The 20,810-nt window shown below is 60.9% G+C and carries 16 protein-coding genes; all 16 read left to right on the top strand.

Going from position 1 to position 20,810, the window contains the following annotated elements:
• On the top strand, window positions 1-733 hold a 733-nt coding region (locus B2X67_RS04320; RefSeq protein WP_286784726.1), incomplete at its 5' end, for a flagellar hook-basal body complex protein.
• A gap of 174 nt (window positions 734-907) precedes the next feature.
• Window positions 908-1,651 carry a flagellar basal-body rod protein FlgF gene (gene flgF, locus B2X67_RS04315; protein WP_090229644.1) on the top strand — a complete coding sequence of 248 codons (744 nt, stop codon included), beginning with the start codon at window positions 908-910 and terminating at the stop codon, window positions 1,649-1,651.
• A 44-nt stretch (window positions 1,652-1,695) separates the two neighbouring features.
• Window positions 1,696-2,481, top strand: coding sequence for a flagellar basal-body rod protein FlgG (gene flgG, locus B2X67_RS04310; protein WP_286784725.1), 786 nt, complete (start codon window positions 1,696-1,698; stop codon window positions 2,479-2,481).
• A gap of 20 nt (window positions 2,482-2,501) precedes the next feature.
• On the top strand, window positions 2,502-3,197 hold the full coding sequence (gene flgH / locus B2X67_RS04305) for a flagellar basal body L-ring protein FlgH (RefSeq protein ID WP_286784724.1): 696 nt from the start codon (window positions 2,502-2,504) through the stop codon (window positions 3,195-3,197).
• 5 nt (window positions 3,198-3,202) lie between these two features.
• Entirely contained in the window at window positions 3,203-4,309 is a 1,107-nt protein-coding gene (locus B2X67_RS04300) for a flagellar basal body P-ring protein FlgI (protein WP_376747783.1), read from the top strand.
• 15 nt (window positions 4,310-4,324) lie between these two features.
• Window positions 4,325-5,584 carry a flagellar assembly peptidoglycan hydrolase FlgJ gene (gene flgJ, locus B2X67_RS04295; protein WP_286784723.1) on the top strand — a complete coding sequence of 420 codons (1,260 nt, stop codon included), beginning with the start codon at window positions 4,325-4,327 and terminating at the stop codon, window positions 5,582-5,584.
• 10 nt (window positions 5,585-5,594) lie between these two features.
• A complete protein-coding gene (gene flgK, locus B2X67_RS04290) occupies window positions 5,595-7,628 on the top strand; it encodes a flagellar hook-associated protein FlgK (protein ID WP_286784722.1) in 2,034 nt (677 codons plus the stop codon).
• A gap of 14 nt (window positions 7,629-7,642) precedes the next feature.
• Complete coding sequence (locus B2X67_RS04285) at window positions 7,643-9,277, top strand: flagellar hook-associated protein 3 (protein ID WP_286784721.1); 1,635 nt, start codon at window positions 7,643-7,645, stop codon at window positions 9,275-9,277.
• Between the two features lie 318 nt (window positions 9,278-9,595).
• Window positions 9,596-10,570 (top strand): ATP-grasp domain-containing protein, encoded by a 975-nt coding sequence (locus B2X67_RS04280; RefSeq protein ID WP_286784720.1) that lies wholly within the window; start codon window positions 9,596-9,598, stop codon window positions 10,568-10,570.
• Window positions 10,571-10,578: 8 nt separating this feature from the next.
• Window positions 10,579-11,175 (top strand): HAD family hydrolase, encoded by a 597-nt coding sequence (locus B2X67_RS04275; protein ID WP_286784719.1) that lies wholly within the window; start codon window positions 10,579-10,581, stop codon window positions 11,173-11,175.
• A 27-nt stretch (window positions 11,176-11,202) separates the two neighbouring features.
• Window positions 11,203-11,961 carry a class I SAM-dependent methyltransferase gene (locus B2X67_RS04270; protein WP_286784718.1) on the top strand — a complete coding sequence of 253 codons (759 nt, stop codon included), beginning with the start codon at window positions 11,203-11,205 and terminating at the stop codon, window positions 11,959-11,961.
• 50 nt (window positions 11,962-12,011) lie between these two features.
• Window positions 12,012-13,121: a DegT/DnrJ/EryC1/StrS family aminotransferase gene (locus B2X67_RS04265; RefSeq protein ID WP_286784717.1), complete on the top strand. Its 1,110-nt coding sequence runs from the start codon at window positions 12,012-12,014 to the stop codon at window positions 13,119-13,121.
• Between the two features lie 30 nt (window positions 13,122-13,151).
• Window positions 13,152-13,586 carry a sugar 3,4-ketoisomerase gene (locus tag B2X67_RS04260; RefSeq protein WP_286784716.1) on the top strand — a complete coding sequence of 145 codons (435 nt, stop codon included), beginning with the start codon at window positions 13,152-13,154 and terminating at the stop codon, window positions 13,584-13,586.
• A 37-nt stretch (window positions 13,587-13,623) separates the two neighbouring features.
• Window positions 13,624-18,636 (top strand): glycosyltransferase, encoded by a 5,013-nt coding sequence (locus B2X67_RS04255; protein WP_286784715.1) that lies wholly within the window; start codon window positions 13,624-13,626, stop codon window positions 18,634-18,636.
• Between the two features lie 229 nt (window positions 18,637-18,865).
• Complete coding sequence (locus B2X67_RS04250; protein WP_286784714.1) at window positions 18,866-20,338, top strand: flagellin; 1,473 nt, start codon at window positions 18,866-18,868, stop codon at window positions 20,336-20,338.
• 73 nt (window positions 20,339-20,411) lie between these two features.
• Window positions 20,412-20,780 (top strand): flagellar protein FlaG, encoded by a 369-nt coding sequence (locus B2X67_RS04245; protein WP_090229614.1) that lies wholly within the window; start codon window positions 20,412-20,414, stop codon window positions 20,778-20,780.
• Window positions 20,781-20,810 lie beyond the last annotated feature (30 nt).

The raw sequence follows: 20,810 nt of genomic DNA, 5'->3' as shown, positions 1-20,810 counted from the left end.
CACCGACGCCAGCGTGACCGCGGCCGCCAACGCTGCCGCTGCCGCCACCGGCGCCACTGCTGCCAGCGTCGCTTCGGCCGTGGCCGCGGCCTCCGAAGCGCTGGGCACTGCGCCCTACGCTTCGAACTTGACCTTCAATGCCTCCGGGAACCTGGTTGGCGCAACCGGCTTCGACGGTGTCGCCACGTCCCCGGCCGGCGTTCTTTCGCTGACCGACTGGGTGCCTGCGACCATCACCAACCGCAACACCAATCCGGTTACCTGGGGCAGCAACGGCGCCACGGCCAATGCCACGGGCCTGACCGTGGACATGCGCGGTTCGACCCAGACCAACACCAACTTCGCGGTGAACAGCGTGAGCCAGGACGGTTACACCACCGGTCAGCTGTCCGGCCTGGAAGTCGCCGACGACGGCAGCCTGTTCGCCACCTACACCAACGGGCAGTCCAAGGTGATCGGCCAGACCGTGCTGGCGACGTTCGCCAACATGCAGGGCCTGACGCCGGTCGGCAACACCGACTGGGCAGAGTCCTTCGCCTCCGGCGAGCCGGTGATCGGCGTACCGGGTTCGGGAACGCTGGGCACGCTGTCCTCCGGCTCGCTGGAGGACTCGAACGTCGACCTGACCGCCGAGCTGGTCAACCTGATCGTCGCCCAGCGCAACTACCAGGCGAACGCCAAGACCATCGAGACCGAGAGCACCATCTCCCAGACCATCATCCAGATGACCTGACCCCGTTCCAGGCGGCAGATAACTGCCGCCTGGTCCGTTTCAAGAAAGCCTCGTTCGAGGCTTTTTCTTTTAAAATCAGTTTCCTAAAGCGTAATTTCGTTTTTGGCATAGCGCTTGCTTTATCACTCTCGAACGATTCAATGACGGCGCTCCTCCGTCGCTTCGAGGTGATTCATGGACAAACTTCTCTACGTCGCCATGACCGGTGCCAGCCAGAACGAGATGGCCCAGCGCGCGCACGCCAACAATCTGGCGAACGTCTCGACATCCGGCTTCCGCAAGGACCTGGAGCAAGCGCGCTCCATGCAGGTCTTCGGCGAGAGCATGCCGTCGCGGGTCTACGCCATGAGCGAACGTCCAGCCACTGACTTCACCCCGGCAGCGCTGCAGGAGACCGGCCGCGATCTCGACGTCGCCATCGAAGGCGACGGCTGGATGGCCGTGCAGGCGCCCAGCGGTGGCGAGGCCTACGTGCGCACCGGCAGCCTCGAGGTCGACGCCGTCGGCATCCTGCGTACCGCCAGTGGCTTTCCGGTGCTGGGCAACGGTGGGCTGATTTCCGTACCGCCGGCGACCAAGATCGAGATCGGCCAGGACGGCAGCATCAGCATCCGCTCCCAAGGCCAAAGCGCCAACGTCATCGCCCAGGTCGACCGCCTCAAGCTGGTCAACCCGGACCAGAAGCAGATGGAGAAGGGCACCGACGGCCTGATCCACATGAAGGCCGGCCAGCCCGCGCCGGACGTGGATGCCAACGTGCGCGTGGCCTCCGGCTTCGTCGAGGCGAGCAACGTCAACGCCGCCGAGGAGATGACCTCGATCCTTGCGCTGTCCCGCCAATTCGAACTGCACATCAAGATGATGCGAACCGCCGAGGACGACTCGGCCGCCTTGGCCAAGGTTTTGCAATTCAGCTGAACAAGTGATTGAGGCGTCGAAAAACCGACGCGAGGAGAAGCCACATGCTTTCTGCACTTTGGGTCGCGAAGACCGGTCTGTCCGCCCAGGACATGAACCTAACCACCATTTCCAACAACCTGGCGAACGTCTCGACCACCGGCTTCAAGCGTGATCGCGCCGAGTTCCAGGACCTGCTCTATCAGGTTCGCCGTCAGCCGGGCGCCCAGGCGACCCAGGACAACCAGCTGCCGTCCGGCCTGCAGCTGGGTACCGGTGTGCGCATCGTCGGCACGCAGAAGAACTTCACCGAAGGCAGCCTGCAGACCACCGACCAGCCGCTCGACATGGCGGTCAACGGCGATGGCTTCTTCCAGGTGACCATGCCCGACGGCACCGTCTCCTACACCCGCGATGGCACCTTCCACCTGAACTCCGATGGCCAGGTGGTGACTGCCAACGGCTTTCCGCTGGAGCCGGCGATCGTCGTTCCGCCGGAAACCCAGACCTTCACCGTTGGTGAGGACGGCACCGTTTCCGTCACCGTATCCGGCAGCTCGACGCCGACCGTGATCGGCAACATCCAGACCGCCAACTTCATCAATCCGGCCGGCCTGCAGGCCACCGGCAACAACCTGTTCATGGAGACCGCCTCCAGCGGCGCGCCGCAGACCGGTACGCCGGGCCTAAACGGCCTCGGCACCGTGCTGCAGAACACCCTGGAAAACTCCAACGTCAGCACGGTCGAGGAGCTGGTGAACATGATCACCACCCAGCGTGCCTACGAGATGAACTCCAAGGTCATTTCCACCGCCGATCAGATGCTCGGCTTCGTCACCCAGAACCTGTGATACCCGCGAGGTAGCGCTCCATGAACCGCCTTACCGTTATCGTCCCTGTGCTCGGAGCGCTTTTTCTCGCAGGATGCGTGGCCCCGGCCGCCAAGCCCAACGATCCGTATTACGCGCCGGTGATGCCGCGCACGCCGATGCCGGCCGCCGCCACCAATGGCTCGATCTACCAGCCGGGTTTCGACCAGAACCTGTACAGCGACCGCAAGGCTTTCCGCGTCGGCGACATCATCACCATCACGCTGCAGGAACGTACCCAGGCGAGCAAGAACGCCAGCTCCGACATCTCCAAGGACAGCTCGGCCAACCTCGGCCTGACCTCGCTGTTCGGCGGCGCGGTGTCCGGGACCAACCCGCTGACCAAGAACAGCATGGACCTCAGCGCCCAGTTCTCCGGCAGCCGCGATAACAAGGGCGACTCCAAGGCCGCGCAGGGCAACAGCCTGACCGGTTCGCTGACGGTGACCATCGCCGAAGTGCTGCCCAATGGCGTGCTCGCCGTCCGCGGCGAGAAATGGCTGACGCTGAACACCGGCAACGAGCTGATGCGCATTTCCGGCCTGGTTCGCGCCGATGACATCGCCACCGACAACACCGTCGTGTCGACCCGCGTGGCCGACGCCCGCATCACCTATTCCGGCACCGGCTCGTTCGCCGATGCCAGTCAGCCGGGCTGGCTGAGCCAGTTCTTCACCAGTCCGCTGTGGCCCTTCTGAGGCGCATGATCATGTTCAAGTCGATGTTCGTCGGGATCGCTCTGCTGTTGTCCGCAACCGTCGCTCACGCCGAGCGGCTCAAGGACATCGCCAGCATCCAGGGTGTGCGCAGCAACCAGCTGATCGGTTACGGCCTGGTGGTCGGCCTCAGTGGTACGGGCGACCAGACCACGCAGACCCCGTTCACCATCCAGACCTTCAACAACATGCTCGCGCAGTTCGGCATAAAAGTGCCGCCTGGCGGCAACGTGCAGCTGAAAAACGTTGCCGCCGTCTCGATCCATGCCGACCTGCCGGCGTTCGCCAAGCCGGGCCAGACCATCGATGTGACGATCTCCTCGATCGGCAACTCGAAGAGCCTGCGCGGCGGCAGCCTGCTGATGACGCCGCTGAAGGGGATCGACGGCAACGTCTACGCGGTGGCCCAGGGCAACCTGGTGGTCGGCGGCTTCGACGCCGAGGGCCGCGACGGCTCGAAGATTACCGTCAACGTTCCGTCGGCCGGACGCATCCCCGGTGGCGCGACCGTCGAGCGCCCGGTGCCGAGCGGCTTCGACCAGGGCAACAGCCTGACGCTGAACCTCAACCGTTCGGACTTCACCACCGCGAAGCACATCGTCGACAAGATCAACGAGCTGCTTGGCCCGGACGTTGCATCAGCCATTGATGGAGGCTCTGTACGCGTCAATGCTCCGTTGGATCCGAACCAGCGCGTCGACTACATCTCGATTCTCGAGAACCTCGACATCGATCCGGGTCAGGCGGTTGCCAAGGTCATCATCAACTCGCGTACCGGCACCATTGTCATCGGCCAGAACGTCAAGGTTTCACCCGCAGCGGTGACCCATGGCAGCCTGACCGTAACCATCAGCGAAGACCCGATCGTCAGCCAACCCAACGCGCTGGCGGGCGGCGAAACGGTGGTGGTACCGAATTCGAAGATCAAGGCGGAACAGGAAGCCAAGCCGATGTTCAAGTTCGGCCCGGGTACCACGCTGGACGAGATCGTCCGTGCGGTTAACCAGGTCGGCGCGGCACCGGGCGATTTGATGGCCATCCTCGAAGCTCTGAAACAGGCCGGCGCCTTGCAGGCCGATCTGATCGTCATCTAAGCGGGGATTACAGCGATGGACTCACGCCTGGGCGGGAACTACAGCAGCAACACCGACTCGGGCTCGGTCACTGATCTGAACCGTCTCGCCGCCATGAAAGGCAAGAACCGGGACAGCGCGGAGAACGTCAAGAAAGTCGCCCAGGAGTTCGAGTCGCTGTTCCTCAGCCAGATGATGAAGTCCATGCGTTCGGCGAACGAAGTGCTGGCCGACAAGGACAGCCCGTTCTCCAGCCAGACCAGCAAGCAGTACCAGGACATGCACGACCAGCAGCTGGCGATGAACCTGTCCAAGGAGGGCGGCATCGGCCTGGCGGGCGTGCTCGAGCGCCAGCTCAGCCACACCACCAGCGGCGCCGGGCGGAAGAATCCGTTCGCCCAGTCCGGCGATGCCGCCGCGGTGACCGCGACCGCCGACAAGGGCAAGACCCAGCCCAACGGCGCGGTGTGGCCGTCGTCCTCGAAGAAGCTCGCCGCCGTTGATCCGACCCGCGACGACTCCAAGCTGATCAACCAGCGTCGCCTGTCGCTGCCCGCGTCGATTTCCCAGCGCATCGCCGCCGGCATCGTCCCGGACAGCGCCGAGAAGACCGCTGCGGTCGCCAGCATCGCCGAGCAGATCGGCAGCGACTGGAAGCAGGTTCAGCAGAGCGCGCAGACCCAGGCCGCCAATCCCTTCCAGAACCGCATCCCCGGCCTCGACAAGAGCGCCGCGCCGGCGTCGATCAGCAAGGCCGACGCAGTCGCCGCCACCAGCGAGAAGACCCGTTTCAGCAGCAAGGAAGACTTCATCCAGACCATGCTGCCGATGGCCGAAGCCGCCGCCAAGCGCATCGGCGTCGACCCGCGTTACCTGGTCGCCCAGGCCGCGCTGGAAACCGGCTGGGGCAAGCACATGATTCGCCAGGCCGACGGCAGCAACGCCAACAACCTGTTCGGCATCAAGTCGCACGGCTGGAAGGGCGGTTCGGTGAACGCGGTGACCAACGAGTACGTCGGCGGCAAGGAAGTGAAGGAAGTCGCCAAGTTCCGCACCTACGACTCCTACGCGGACAGCTTCCACGACTACGTGGACTTCCTGCAGACCAACGAGCGTTACGGCGATGCCCTGAAGACCAACGGCAACTCCGAGAAATTCATGACCGAACTGCAGGAAGCCGGCTACGCCACCGATCCGCGTTACGCCCGCAAGGTGAACCAGATCGCACGCAGCATGGATACCTATCACTCGATCCAGACGCTGGCCTCGGTCGGCTCCGGCACCACTCGTATATAAGGCCTGAGCCATGTCGAACCTACTTTCCATCGGTCTTTCCGGACTGTCTGCCAGCCAGGCGGCGCTCAACGTCACCGGTAACAACATCACCAACGCCGACACCGCCGGCTACACGCGCAAGACCACCGAGCAGGTGGCGGCGCCGTCGCAGCGCAGCGGCAACGTCTACATCGGCAGCGGCACCACGCTGACCGATGTTCGACGCATGTACAGCAGCTACCTGGGCACCCAGGTGAACACCAGCACCTCGCTGAGCAGCGACTCGCAGTCGTACTACACCCAGATCCAGCAGGTGAACTCGCTGCTGGCCGACAGCACCACGGGCATCAGCACCGTGCTGCAGAGCTTCTTCACCTCGCTGCAGACCGCTGCCGCGAGCCCGACCGATGCCGCCTCGCGGCAACTGCTGCTGACCCAGAGCAACGCGCTGTCCAGCCGTTTCAACGCGATCTACGACCAGCTCGCCGACCAGAACGGCTACATCAACGAGCAGCTCGGCAGCATGACCAACCAGGTCAACAAGCTGGCCTCCAACGTCGCCCAGTACAACCTGGCGATCACCCAGGCCGCGTCCACCGGTGCCACGCCCAACGACCTGCTCGATGCACGCGACGAGACCGTTCGCCAGCTCAACGAGCTGATCGGCGTGTCGGTGGTTAACCAGGATGGCAACTACAACCTGTACATCGGTTCCGGCCAGCCGCTGGTCGTCGGCAACAGCGCCTCGACGCTGAACGCCACGCCGAGCCAGGACGACCCGACGCGCTACGCGCTGACCCTGACCCAGGGTTCGGCTACCCGTGACGTCACCTCCGCGGTGACCGGCGGCGAGATCGGCGGCCTGCTGCGCTACCGCACCGACGTGCTCGACTCGACGATGAACGAGCTCGGGCGCATGGCGCTGGTCGTTTCCGATGCGGTCAACAGCCAGCTCGGCCAGGGCCTGGACCTGAAGGGTGAGTTCGGCGCTCCGCTGTTCGGCGACATCAACAGCGCCACGCTGATCGCCCAGCGCAGCCTCGCGCAGGAGGGCAACAGCAGCGCCACGTCTAACTTCAACGTCACCATCAAGGACTCCGGCGCGCTGACCACCAGCGACTACGAAGTCACCTTCACCGACAGCACGCACTACACGGTGACCCGCTCCTCCGACGGTGCCAAGTTCCCGTCCGGGAACGGCACCTTCGACACCGCGACGAATCCCGCGCCGGTGGTCGATGGATTTTCCCTGCAGCTCACCGGCGGCAACGCTGCGGCGGGCGACACCTTCACCATCATCCCCACGCGTACCGCGGCCGGTTCCATCAGCACCTCGATGACCGATGCCGGGCAACTGGCGTTCGCCGCGCCGCTGGCCGGCGTTATCACCACCGGCAACTACGGTTCCGGGGCAATTACCCAGCCCACGCTGACCACCAAGATCGACATCACCGACCCCGTCGCCCAGGCCAACATGCAGGCGAGCCTGAAGAGCGGCATGCCGGTGAAGATGGTGTTCGACGCCGCCGGCGCCGGAACCCAGGGTTACAACCTCTACGATTCGGCCGGCAACAACATCGGCACCGGCACCATCGTGCCGGGCAACAACAACACCGTGACGGTCAACGTGGCGGCCAACCCGCCCAGCGTGCCCTCGGCGTTCAGCTTCGAGACGTCCATCAGCGGCAAGCCGGGTGCCGGCGACAGCTTCACCTTCTCGTTCAACGCCAATGGCACCGCCGACAACCGCAACGCGCAGAGCCTGCTGGACCTGCAGACCAAGGCCACCATCGGCTCCAGCGGCAGCAGCTCGGGCAAGAGTTTCGTCGCCGCCTACAGCTCACTGATTGAGCAGGTCGGCGCCAAGACCAACCAGGCCAAGCTGGATGCCAGCGCGACCTCGGCGATCCTGACCCAGGCGAAGAGCAGCTGGGATTCCTACTCGGGGGTCAACCTCGACGAGGAGGCCGCCAACCTCATCAAGTTCGAGCAGTACTACAACGCGTCGTCCCAGATCATCCAGATCGCGCGCAGTACCTTCGACACCTTGATCAACAGCTTTTAAGCGGAGGCTGAGAAATGCGTCTTTCCACCTCGCAGGTGTTCACCTCCAACGTCTCCGGTTACCAGAAAGGGTACTCGGAGATCGTCAAGACCCAGCAGCAGCTGTCCAGCGGCGTGCGCATCCAGACCCCGGCGGACGACCCGGTGGGCGCCGCGCGCCTGTTGCAGCTCGAGCAGCAAAGTTCCGAACTCGGCCAGTACAGCACCAACCTGACCACGGCGACCAACAGCCTGACCCAGGAGGAGGGCGTCCTGACCTCCGTGACCAACGTGCTACAGCGCGCCCGCGAACTGGCGGTGCGCGCCGGTAACGGCTCGCTGTCGGACAACGACCGCACCTCGATCTCCAGCGAACTGGAACAGATCCAGACCCAGCTGATGAACCTGATGAACAGCAAGGACTCCAGCGGGCAGTACCTGTTCAGCGGTTCCAACAGCGGCACCCAGCCCTACATCCAGAACCCCGACGGCACCTATACCTACCAGGGAGACCAGGGCGCGCTGGGCCTGCAGGTGGCCAGTTCGACGCGGATGTCGATCAACGACAGCGGCTGGAGCGTGTTCGAGAACGTCACCAACGCCAGTCGGACCTATTCGGATGCGCCCACCCGCGACTACACCGATCCGGACACCGGCGTGGCCGTGACCGGCCCCGTCGCCGCGGGCGATCAGCGCGTGTTCCTTTCCCAGGGGCTGGTGCAGAACGACAGCAAGTACAACGACAGCTTCCGCGCGGGCTCGCCGTACACCCTGGAGCTGGTCAGCAGCACGCAGTTCAGGATCACCGACAGCGCCGGCGTGGATGTCACGTCCGAGGCTTCCGCCACCAACGGCAGCTTCGATCCGACCGCGATCGACGGCAACACAGTGACCTTCCGCGGCGTCAGCCTGGAACTGGACGTCGCCCTCAAGGAGAACGACAACTCCGCCGACAGTTCGCTGGACAACCTGCTTACCGGCTACAGCTTCGACTTCGGCATGGCGCCCGACGAGTTCGCCGTGACCCGCAGCGCGACCAACACCTCCAGTGCGCAGATGACCGCCAGCGTCGCCAACCAGAACGCCTACACCACGCAGTTCCCGGCCAACGGTGTGATCGTCCAGTTCAGCAGCGCGACCGCCTACTCGGTGTACGCTCAGCCGATGAAGGCGGGCGATGCGGCAATTTCCACCGGCACCCTTGGCGCGGTCTTCCCGCAGACCATCAGTGCCGGCGGCGTGGACATGACCATCAGCGCCGTGCCGGCCAACGGCGACCAGTTCACCCTGCAGCCCAAGTCGCAGGAAACCCAGGGCATCCTGGAAACCATCTCCAACCTGACCGCTGCCCTGAAGACGCCGACCTCGGGCGACACCGCGGCGCAGCTCGCCCTGCGCGACGCGGTCGCCTCGGCGATCACCAACCTCGACAAGGGTTCCAACCAGGTCCTCGCCACACAGGCCTCGATCGGCGCACGACTGAACACCATCGATGTGCTGAGCACCGAGAACGAAACCCTCTCCATCACCAACAAATCCACCCAGTCGGACATCCGCGACACCGACATGGCCGCCGCGACCACCCAACTGGTCCTGCAGCAAACCATGCTCGAAGCGGCCCAGGCCTCGTTCATCAAGATCAGCCAGCTGAGCCTGTTCGACAAGATGTAGGGCTTCGCTGGCTGCTCCACTCTCCGATCATCGGCTGAGGCTTGTCCGGCATCGCCGCTAGCAGTCCTTGGCATCCCCTTGCTTCCCGTTCCGCATCGGTCTGCCCGTCCTTGGTAGTTCGACGGGCCGGTGTGCACGTCTGTTATGTCGCTGGCCGATTTTTTGCTTATTCTCAATCAGCGACATTTTGTTGGCGGTCAGTAGGCGAATACGCTCTTGATTTCGTCTGCCATGAGGGCAAGGCGGTTCTCGGGGAGCCTCACTGGGCAGCGTATTGTCGAGCATGTCAAAGCGGAAGTGCTGGGTGGAGGGTGCTAGATGAACGGGACCATCGCAAAGAAGATGCAAATGTCTTCCGAGACGCATAAGTTGCTGCTGACGGCGGCCGGAACGGGGACTGCCTATTCCTATGCCTTGGCCAAGGCCAAATGGTTTCCAAACATCGTTCTGTTCACGGGCGATATAAACGTTGCCGAGCAGGTAACAGCCTCGGTATTTGCAGATGAGCATATTGTCTTGCCGCGCTTCGATGAGAACGGATTTCTGGATTCTGTCGAGAATCAGATTCGATCTAATGCCATCGATAGCTATATTCCGCTTATCGATGGCGAGGTGGTACTTGCAGCAGAGGCGGCGAACCGACTGACAGTCCGGGTGGCCAGCAACGGTCTGGCATTCTGCAGGGCGGCTATCGCAAAGAGCCGCTACGCAGAGCTAATCGGCGATGTCCCCATGAGTGTGCCTAAGAAGCTGGAAGTGACAGCGCTTCCAGGCTTGAGTCGTTTCATCGCGAAGAAAGATGGCGGTTTCGGTGGCCGCGCAACTCAAATCCTTTCTTTTGAGGCGTTTGAAAGTGGTGACTTCGATGAGAAGTGGCACTTCTACGAGTACGTTGAGGGCCCGGAGTACACCGTGGATTGCTTTCCGGCAAGGGGAGAGGTTTTTACATCGGTGCGGCAGCGTCTCGAAGTGAAATCCGGTGTATGCACGAAAGCCCGAATCTTGGACGAGCCGCCACTGTCGGCTTTCGCGCAGCATTTGGTTGAGTACTTTTCTCTTTCACATCCATTCTGTTTTCAAACCCGCTGTCATGAGGGCAGGCACTACCTTATTGATATAAACCCCCGCTTGGGTGCGGGAACAGCGATGAGCGCCGCCAATGGTATGGATTTCTTTTCCGCCCATCTGGCTCAACTGATGGGCGATGATCCGCTGCGCTATCTGTCGCCTCTGCATGCCGAATGTATCGTTACCCGGCAATACACCGAGTATTTGATGAGTGGGTCGTCGTGAGGATTGGTTTGGACCTGGACGGCACTCTTCTGGAATGCCGTCAGCGACAGATGACACTGCTGCAGGTCCGGGCCAAGGCATGCGCAGTGGACATAGATGCCGATTCTTTCTGGAACTTAAAGCGTAATGGCCTCAGCAACAGGGCGGCATTAAGCAACTTCGGCGTTTCCGCAACCGCTTCCCGTTCCATCTGTTCTGGGTGGGAGCATTCGATAGAAGACTTTCCCTGGTTGTCATTCGACCGGTTGCTTCCCGGAGTTGCGGAGGTATTGACGCGCTGGCGCGAGACCGGAAATACGCTGCATCTTGTTTCCGCGCGCAGAAATCGGTGTAACGCCATGCAGCAGTTACATGCTCTGAGTTTGAATATCTTCGACAGTGTCATATTCGTGAATCCCCTGAAACTGGGAGCAAAAATAGCAGCGCTCTCCGATCTTCGACCGGATATTTATATCGGCGATACGGAGCGTGATTACGATGACGCCATCCAGGCAGGCGTTTGCCCACTCCTGGTGAGTTCCGGCCTGCGCGCCGCTGATTTTCTTGCTCAACATGGGCGTTGCCAGATCGCGGACGATCTGGTGGCGCTGGATCGATTTCTTTAAATATGATCATTTTCCTAGGAGTGCGCTATGTCTTACCGCCGCAGTGATAAAGAGTTCACCGCTCGTCGTGAGGATGAGTTGGCGAGCGGCGATTTTCTCAACCAGCTGCTTGCGCAAAGTCTTCCTGGTTTGGGGCAGAAGTGGGACACGCACTTGCCGGTGTTCCTGACGGCGGCCTCGATCGCTCGTATCTTTTGGCTGGATCTTGTCTATCAAAAGGCACTCGAGGTTCCGGGAAGAGTTCTTGAGTTCGGCAGCCAGTGGGGGGCAAGCCTGAATGTGCTGTTGATGTTGAAGATGATCAGGGAGCCTTGGAATGCAGGCAGGAAGATCGTTTCGTTTTCCACCTTTGCCGATGGATTTGTCTCCGTCGATGCCAAGGACGGAGAGTCACGCCTGGGTGACTATGCGGTATCTCCCGAGTGGCGTGAGAACCTCGAACGTATCCTGGAAACTCATGCCGCGCGTAGCCCCATCGGTGCGAAGGACAATTTCTCGATCATCGAAGGAGATGTTCGTGAGACCTTTCCCAAATGGCTAAAAGATAATCCAGAAGCGCTCATATCGCATGTTCACTTTGACATGGATGTATATGAGCCAACGCGGGACATGCTCAATCTGGTATTGCGCCGCATGCCGAAAGGCGCTGTTCTCGTTTTCGATGAACTGGATTGTCCAGCCTTTCCCGGCGAAACCCAGGCGTTGGAAGAGGTGCTTGGGATTAGGAACCTCGCGCTCAGAAAGAGTCAGTATCAGCCCTATTCCGCCTATTGTATCGTTGAGTGAGCGCCGCAACGGCTCATGAACTGGGTGAAAATAGAGGTGAGGGGCCGGCTGTGATTCCGTTTCTGGATCTGTGTAACCTGAATCTGCGCTTCATGCGCGAATTCCAAGAGGCACTCGGACGTACGCTTGAGCGTGGATGGTTCATCAACGGCGAAGAGGTCAGGGCTTTCGAGCAGGAGTTCGCTGCCTATTGCGGTACCCGATACGCAATCGGCGTGGGTAACGGTCTTGATGCACTCGCCCTGATCTTGCGGGCGATGCTGGAGCTGGGGCGACTTTCGCCGGGTGACGAGGTGATCGTACCTGGCAATACCTTCATCGCCACGGCATTGGCCGTGACCGGTAATGGACTCGGCCTCAAGCTAGTTGAGCCGGAACCGTCTCGTTTCAATCTCGATCCGGCGGCTGTGGAGGCTGCGATCGGCGAGCGGACCCAGGTAATTCTGGCCGTTCATCTGTACGGACGTCTGGCCGATATGCGAAGCCTGCGTGAGCTGGCCGATCGCCGCGGACTGGTGCTCGTCGAGGACGCGGCTCAGGCTCATGGCGCCTCCGTCGAAGGAAAGCGGGCAGGAAGTTGGGGTTTGGCTGGCGCATTCAGTCTGTTTCCCGGAAAGCCATTAGGCGCGCTGGGCGATGCCGGGGTTATCACCACGGATGACGAGGCGCTGGCCAACTGTTTGCGTTCGCTGCGTAACTACGGCTCGCAGATCAAGTACCGGCATGATCAGTTGGGGGTCAACTCGCGCCTGGACGAGCTGCAAGCGGCGTTTCTCCGAATCAAGTTGCGGTCGCTGGACGCCGACAACCTCGCGCGCGATGAAATTGCCCGTCGCTATTGCGCTGGTATCGTCAATCCAGCGCTGACTTTGCCGTATCTGCCGCAAGACGACAGTGAAGTACACGCCTGGCATCTTTTCGTTGTGCGCTGTAAGCAGCGGCAACGCCTGCAACAGTATCTGGCCGAGCAGGGCGTAGAGACGTTGATCCACTATCCCCTACCCATTCATCTGCAACCCGCCTATGCCGACCTGGCTCGCGTTGAATTGCCGCTGACCGAGGGCCTGAGCGACAGCGTGCTGAGCCTGCCGATCTATCCCGGGCTATCCGGGGCACAGATTGATACGATCATTGCCGCCTGCAACGCGTTTCCCGGTTGAACGCGTTGCCATATCTGATGGAACGATGAAGTGTCCCTACAACATTGCAGGATCATAGATCTTCCCAAGGTGGAAGATCCCCGCGGCAGCCTTACGTTCATCGAGGGTGGCCAGCATGTGCCTTTCGATATCAGGCGTGTCTACTACCTCTATGACGTACCGGGAGGGTCGCATCGCGGCGGACATGCCCACAAAGGCCTGCACCAGTTGCTCATCGCCATGTCGGGTAGCTTCGATATTCTTCTGGATGATGGTCGCACCAAGTTCAAGTACCACATGAATCGCTCGTACTACGGGCTCTATATCCCGCCGATGATCTGGCGCGAAATCGACAACTTTTCAAGTGGTTCCGTTTGCATGGTACTGGCTTCCGAGCATTTCAGCGAAGATGACTATTACCGGAACTATGACGAGTTTCGAATTGCCCAGCAGGGACTTTCGCCGGATAAACCAGCGCGCGTCTGAGATCAGGGTTGCACCACATAGATTTGGAGTTTCATAAATGCCTGCACCTTCTCCGTGGAGTCACCTGCAGGGGACGTTCGTCGGTGCGAAGCTGATTTCGGCTTGTAACGCCTCCGGTGCCCAAGGCCTGCTCGAGTTGGCTGTCGCGGAACCGTGGAATGTGCCTAGGCTGGAAATGGTCGATTTCGATGTATCGCCCAATGTGCGTAGCGCGGCTCAACAGACCTACCCGCAGTGGCGAGCCGATTTCGGCAATGTGCGCGTCGTTTCCGGAATGTCCGGTATTTCTGATCTAGATAACGGCGAGTATGTCTGCGACGTGGTGTTCGATAATCTCGAACGGCTCGATCGCGACTGGTACGTGAAGTACGGACTCGACCTGGGTGAAGCAGGCCAATGCCAGGTTTTCTGTGGCAATGGCGAGCCATTGCAGGTCGATCATGCAATCTGTTTCTTTGGCTGGGAAAACGGAAACTACGCGCACTGGCTTAGTGAAAAGCTGGCGCGCTTCCATTGGATTGATCTGGCCGCCTTGCCGGAACGGACTGTGCTGCTGGTGGAGCAGGGCCTGCCTGCATCGATCATGGAATCGCTGGCGTTGTTCTGGCCGCCGGGAAGGACTCTATGCGTTGCTCGGGGACAGAGCTGCGACGTGCGACACTTGTACCACTTCTCTGACACTGCGGAGATCTGGGAGCCGCGTTCCGGTTATGAGTATTCCGGCAACGAGTACCGCATCAGTCCGCAAGCGATTGCCAGTATGGCGGAGCGAATCAGGCGCTCCTGTGGCGCCTCCTGCAGCGCGCTGAGCAGGCTTTATCTGGTTCGGAAGGCGGGCGGCAATGGCCGCACGATCGTCAATCAGGAGGCATTGATGGCAAGCCTGCAAGGGGTGGGCTTCCATTGTCTGCAGCCGGAAATGCACAGCCTCGCCGAGCAGGTCCGCCATCTGGCTACCGCGGGCCTGGTGGTTCTCGGTTCAGGAGCGGCCGCCGCGAACGTGCTGTGGATGCCCGCCGGCTCGACCCTGGTGATCCTGATTCAGGACAGTCCGCAAATCTGGTATCACTTCTTTCACTCCTTGTCGGCAGCGGCGAATGTACGTCTGGTGTATTTCCCGGTCGAATCGTTGCCGGGAACCCATCCGGTGATATTCCACCGCGATGTGGAGATATCGGTGCAGGCACTGCTGCGCTGGATCGACGCCGATGCGCCTGCACGCCGTCTCGCCCTTGAGCGGTTTTCCAGCTGTTCACTTCCGGCGCCATCCGCCGAACGTTTTCCTGTTCTAGGAAGGTTGCGCGAAGGGCTTGGCCGAATCCGTCGGTCGAAAGAGCTGGAGCTGCCCCCCCCTCTGGTCAGCGTATGCATCAGTGCCTACAACCACGAGGCGTACATTGCCGAAGCTATCGACTCGGTGTTGGCGCAGAGCTATCCGAACATCGAGATCGTCGTAATCGATGATGCCTCCACTGACCGCACGGTAAGCGTGGTACGTGACTACGCCGCGCGGTTGCCAGAGCGGGTCAGGGCCATTTTCTTGGAAGAGAACGAAGGGCCGTCGAGAGCGTCGAACCGAGCCTTCGTCACGCTCAAGGGAGAGTATGTTGCTTTTCTCGGCTCCGACGATCGCATGCTGCCGGAGCGAATCCTGCGCCAGGTGGAGTTTCTTACCGAGAACAGCGAACACGTCGCGGTGTTTACCGATATCACGGCGATCGATGCCAATGGCCAGCGGATAGGGGGCTCAGCGGATGCCGAGCAACTGTTCAACCAGCCGATCACCCACCTGCATCGGCAATTGCTCACCGGTAACTTCCTCAATGCGCCATCGGCAATGGTGCGGCGCGCCGATCTGATGGCGCTGGGCGGTTACTCGCCGCTGCTGCGTTACGTCCAGGACTATGAGCTGTGGGTGCGGCTACTGCAGCGTGGTGATATCGGCAAGCTTGCTGAGCCCCTGGTGGAGTATCGGGTCCACGGTGCCAACCTGAGCATCTTCGGGAGTCAGGGGCCGAACTTCGCTGCACGCTGCGAAACGGTCTCGGTGATCGTTCAGTTGGTTCGCGAGTCGTCCTTGTCGGCCTTGCTGGATCGGCCCCTGACCTCGCCAGCGGACCGAGTGGGCGCGCTCTTGGAGCTGGCCGAGTTGCTCAAACAGGTGGACCGGCACTACTTCGGCAAGCCGGCGCTGGCATGCGCCCAGGCATATCAGTTGGTTCTCGAGGCGAGCCGCCTGGATGCACAGGCCTGCATGGGCAGTAAGGCGGATTTGGAAATCTGCCTGGACCGGGGCTTCGAACACGCTGCACCACCACAGGACAGGAGCCACTTCACCTGGTTCGGGAACGCCGGTACGGCAGTGGATGCGTCGAGCGACGAGCTGCCGTTCACCGTTCGGGGCTGGGTCGAGGCACGCGTCCCGACACCGGTTCAGAGTCGCATGATCGAGGACCATCTGCGCGCCATTGGCGATCCGCTGCTTGCCGTCGTCATCATCGATCTGCAGGGCGATGAATCCAGGGTGGCCGCGACGCTGGCAAGTCTGTCGCAGGCGGATGCGCCGGGCACCATTCTTCCCTGGGTGTTGAGTACGGCGAAGGCGTCCGCGGGAGAAAGCCTCGGCTATCGGCGCATGCTCATCACTCCGGATGAACTGGCCGCCAGCGTGAATCAGGTGGTTGTGGGGGGAGGGTTCGACTGGCTGATGCTGATCGATGCCGGAACCACTTTCACGGCCGGAGGGCTGCTTTGCGCACGCGTGGAACTTGCCGCCGCCCAGGGGCTGCAGGCGGTCTATGCCGACGAGTTGCTGAACGATGCCAGCGGTGATCTGGGGGCGGTATTCCGGCCCTCCTTTAACCTCGATCTGTTGCTCAGCCTGCCCAGTGCGACGGCGCGCCATTGGCTGTTCGGCCGCGAAACGCTGCTGGGGCTGGGCGGTTTCGACGATAGCTATCCAGCCGCCCTGGAGCTGGAGCTGATCACTCGGCTGATCGAGCAATACGGCACCGCTGGCATTGGTCACCTGGATGAGCCGCTGCTGATCGCCACAGCGCCCAGCCTCGAAGACGTCGCCGACGAAGTGCGGGTCATCGAACGCCATCTACAGCGGCGGAGTTACCGTCATGCCCGGGTGCTGGAGCACCTGCCGGGACGTTACCGGTTGCACTACGGCCATGTCGAACAGCCTTTGGTCTCCATTATCGTGCCGACCAAGGACCAGTTGCCGATGCTGCTGCGTTGCGTCACCAGCCTGCTCGAGAAGACCCGCTATCCGAACTACGAATTGCTGATCGTCGACAACAACAGCGAGACGCCGGAGGCTTTGGCTTGGCTGGACGGCGTCGCGCGGATGGATGCGAGCAAGGTGCGCGTACTGCACTATCCGTATCCGTTCAACTATTCAGCGATCAACAACATGGCGGCGGGCGAGGCGCGTGGCGAGTATCTGGTGCTGCTCAACAACGATACCGCCATCATTCAGGAAGACTGGTTGGAAAATATGCTTAACCACGGTCAGCGTCCGGAGGTGGGCATAGTTGGTGCGAAGCTGTTCTATCCGGACGGCCGTATTCAGCATGCCGGCGTGGTGCTCGGTCTGCGGGGGCCGTCCGAGCATCCCTTCTGCGGCTTGCCGGGCGACGATTCCGGCTATATGCAGCGCCTTCAGGTGGACCAGAACTACACCGCAGTGACGGCGGCTTGCATGCTTATCCGTAAATCCGTCTACCACGAAGTCGGTGGGCTCGATGAAGAGGCCTTCAAGGTGTCTTACAACGATGTCGATCTTTGCCTGAAGGTCCGCGAGGCCGGCTATCTGACGGTCTGGACGCCGCACGCGAGGCTTGTGCATGAGGGGAGCGTCAGCCAGAACGTGGTGGACAAGACCGCGCATGAGGCCAAGCTCAAGCGCTTCGCCGCCGAGCAGGATGCGATGTATGCCAAGTGGTTGCCACTGATAGCCCGCGATCCGGCCTACAACCCCAACCTTTCACTGAACGGCAATGGCTTCGAGATGGAATCGGATGTCGACCTGACCTGGCGTCCACTGAGCTGGCGCCCATTACCTGTCGTAATCGGACACATGGCCGATCAGACCGGCTGCGGAAACTACCGCATCGTCAAGCCATTCAACGCGATGCTGGAAAGTGGCCTGGTCGATGGCAAGCTTTCCGGGATCATGCTTGGGATCCCAGACCTAGCCCGTTACGCGCCGGACTCCATCATCGTGCAGCGGCAGCTGTCCGACTCTTTTCATGAGTGGATTCACCGGGTCAAGACTCTTACCAATACCTACAAGGTCTATGAGCTGGACGACTACCTACCGAATCTGCCCTTGAAAAGTGCACATCGAGGCGCCTTTTCCAAGGATGTGATGAAATCCCTTCGCAAGAGCCTAGGATTCGTCGACCGCTTCGTGGTGTCCACCGAGCCGCTGGCAGAAGCACTGTCGGGGCTGCATCCCGATATTCGCGTAATACAGAACCGTCTTCCGCTGGAATGGTGGGGTGGACTGAGCAGTAAGCGTCGTCAGGGGCGCAAGCCTCGGGTTGGTTGGGCCGGCGGCTCCGGCCATACCGGCGATTTGGAGCTGATCATCGATGTGGTCAAGGACCTCGCCGATGAGGTGGAGTGGGTGTTCTTCGGCATGTGCCCGGATCGGCTACTGCCTTACGTGCACGAGTTTCACGCTGGCGTACAGATCGATCTTTATCCGGCCAAGCTGGCCTCGCTGAACCTCGATCTGGCCCTGGCGCCGTTGGAGGACAACCTGTTCAATCGCTGCAAGAGCAATCTGCGTCTCCTCGAATACGGTGCCTGTGGCTTTCCGGTCGTGTGTACCGATATCGAACCTTATCGATGCGACCTGCCTGTGACGCTGGTGAAGAACAGGTACAAGGATTGGCTCAACGCGATCCGCGCGCACCTGCAGGACCTCGACGCCACCGCCGCCATGGGCGACGCATTGCAGGCGCGTGTGCGCAGCGAGTGGATGCTCGAAGGCGACAACCTGCTGGCCTGGCGCAAGGCCTGGCTGCCTGACTGAACCGTTAAAGTTTCGCGAGCCCGAACCGATAACCCGCATGCCCTTAGGCATGGCTCCGTGGTGATGTTCGGAGTCTCGCGAGAGCGGTCAAGCCCCGCAGCAAAAAAGTTTCAAAAAACGTTAAAGCTTTCTGCCGGCACGACGATAAACATCACGAAAGCTCTCTAGGCCAATCCCGGCGGTTGCCAAGGCCGGGAGTCGTACAAGCCCACACCACGAGGTTCTCGTCATGGCTCTTACCGTCAACACCAACATTGCCGCACTGAATACCCAGAAGAACCTGAACAAGTCTTCTGACGCTCTGTCGACTACCATGCAACGTCTGTCCAGCGGCCTGAAAATCAACAGCGCCAAAGACGATGCGGCTGGCCTGCAGATCTCCAACCGCCTGACCAGCCAGATCAACGGCCTGGATGTAGCGGTCAAGAACTCCAACGATGGCATCTCCATCGCGCAGACCGCTGAAGGCGCCATGCAGGAATCCACCAACATCCTGCAACGTATGCGTGAACTGGCTCTGCAATCGGCAAACGGCTCGAACAGCGACGAAGACCGCAGCTCCCTGCAGGCCGAGTACTCGCAGCTCAGCACCGAACTGACCCGTATCGCCAGCACCACCACCTTCGGTGGGCGCAACCTGCTCGACGGTTCCTTCGGTACGTCCAGTTTCCAGGTGGGTGCCAACGCCAACGAAACGATCAACGTTAGCCTGGGCAATATTTCGGCCAACAAGATCGGTTCCCAGCAGGTCCAGAGCGTAGCAATGACCCCGGCCAGCGGTACTGGTGCGGTTGCCAGCGGCAGCATCACCATCACTGGCGGCGGGAAAGCTGAAAAGGTAGATATCACGACTGGAGAATCTGCCAAGGATATTGCCAAAGCTATCGATGGCAAGATCACCGGTCTTAGCGCCACAGCAAGTACTACCGCCAAGCTGGAAGTCGGCACCGTTGGTGCAAGCGGTGCAAGCTTCAGCATTAAAGTCGGCGATTCCGAGGCAATGGATATCATCGGTGTTCAGGACGTCTCTGACCTCGCTGATCAGCTGAAGTCCAACGCTTCCGAGCTGGGTATTTCCGTAAGCTTCAACGAGTCCACCGAAGAGCTGAGCATTACCTCTGCCAGCGGTGAGAACATCAAGTTCGCCGCAGCCTCCAGCGGGAGTGGAGTGACCACCGACTACACCGGTGTGACCGTGAAAGCTATGGGGGGTGATGGTGAGTACGCCTCTAGTGGCACCAATATCGGTACAGGCACCACTGCAGGTAGCGGAGTGACCGTTACCGGCGCCATACAGTTGGATTCGGCTTCGTCGTACTCGCTGACTGGTACTGGCGTGTCCGGTTTGTTCGCTGCATCTGGAACAACGAGCGCCAAGTCTGAGCTGACCAGCATCAACGATACCGAGATCACTAGCGCTGCAGATGCTCAAAGTGCAATTTCGGTCATCGACAAGGCCATCTCTAACATCGACAGCCAGCGTGCCGACCTCGGTGCTGTACAGAACCGCTTCGACAGCACGGTTTCCAACCTGCAGAGCATCTCCGAGAACTCCACGGCTGCACGTAGCCGCGTTCAGGACGCTGACTTCGCATCGGAAACTGCCGAGCTGACCAAGCAGCAAACTCTGCAACAAGCGTCGACAGCGATCCTGGCCCAGGCCAACCAGCTGCCGTCCGCTGTGCTGAGTCTGCTCCAGTAATCGATACCAAATAGGGTGGAGGGGGAAGTGCATTGATGCCTTCCCCCTTTTCCTGTTGTGAGGTGATTTCCAAATGAACATCACGACTCCGAATGTGCAATATGTCCCGTCCACGACCACGTCCACGTCCGCTACGTCGGGCAAGGCGTCGTCGGAGGCGGTAACCAGCGTGGCGACCGGGAAGGCCGAAAACGCGGTGAGTGCGGGTGAATCGATTGATCGTGGCGAGCTGGACTCGGCGGTAGCGAGCATGCAGAACTACGCCCAGTCGATTAAACGCAATCTGGATTTCCACCTCGACGACTCCAGTGGCCGCGTGGTCGTGCAGGTCGTCGCCAGCGACTCCGGTGAAGTGATTCGCCAGATTCCCTCGGAGGAAGCGCTGGAACTGGCGGCTAATCTGGATGGCATGCGCAGCTTGCTGTTTCGCGAGCAGGCTTGATCTGGCGCGTTTTTTGCTAAAAGGGAAGTA

The organism is Pseudomonas sp. UBA3153, from assembly GCF_002364635.1.
GTDB lineage: Bacteria > Pseudomonadota > Gammaproteobacteria > Pseudomonadales > Pseudomonadaceae > Pseudomonas_O > Pseudomonas_O kuykendallii.
Note: the sequence above shows the minus strand (reverse complement) of the source record. Positions and strands in the feature narration are given on the sequence as shown.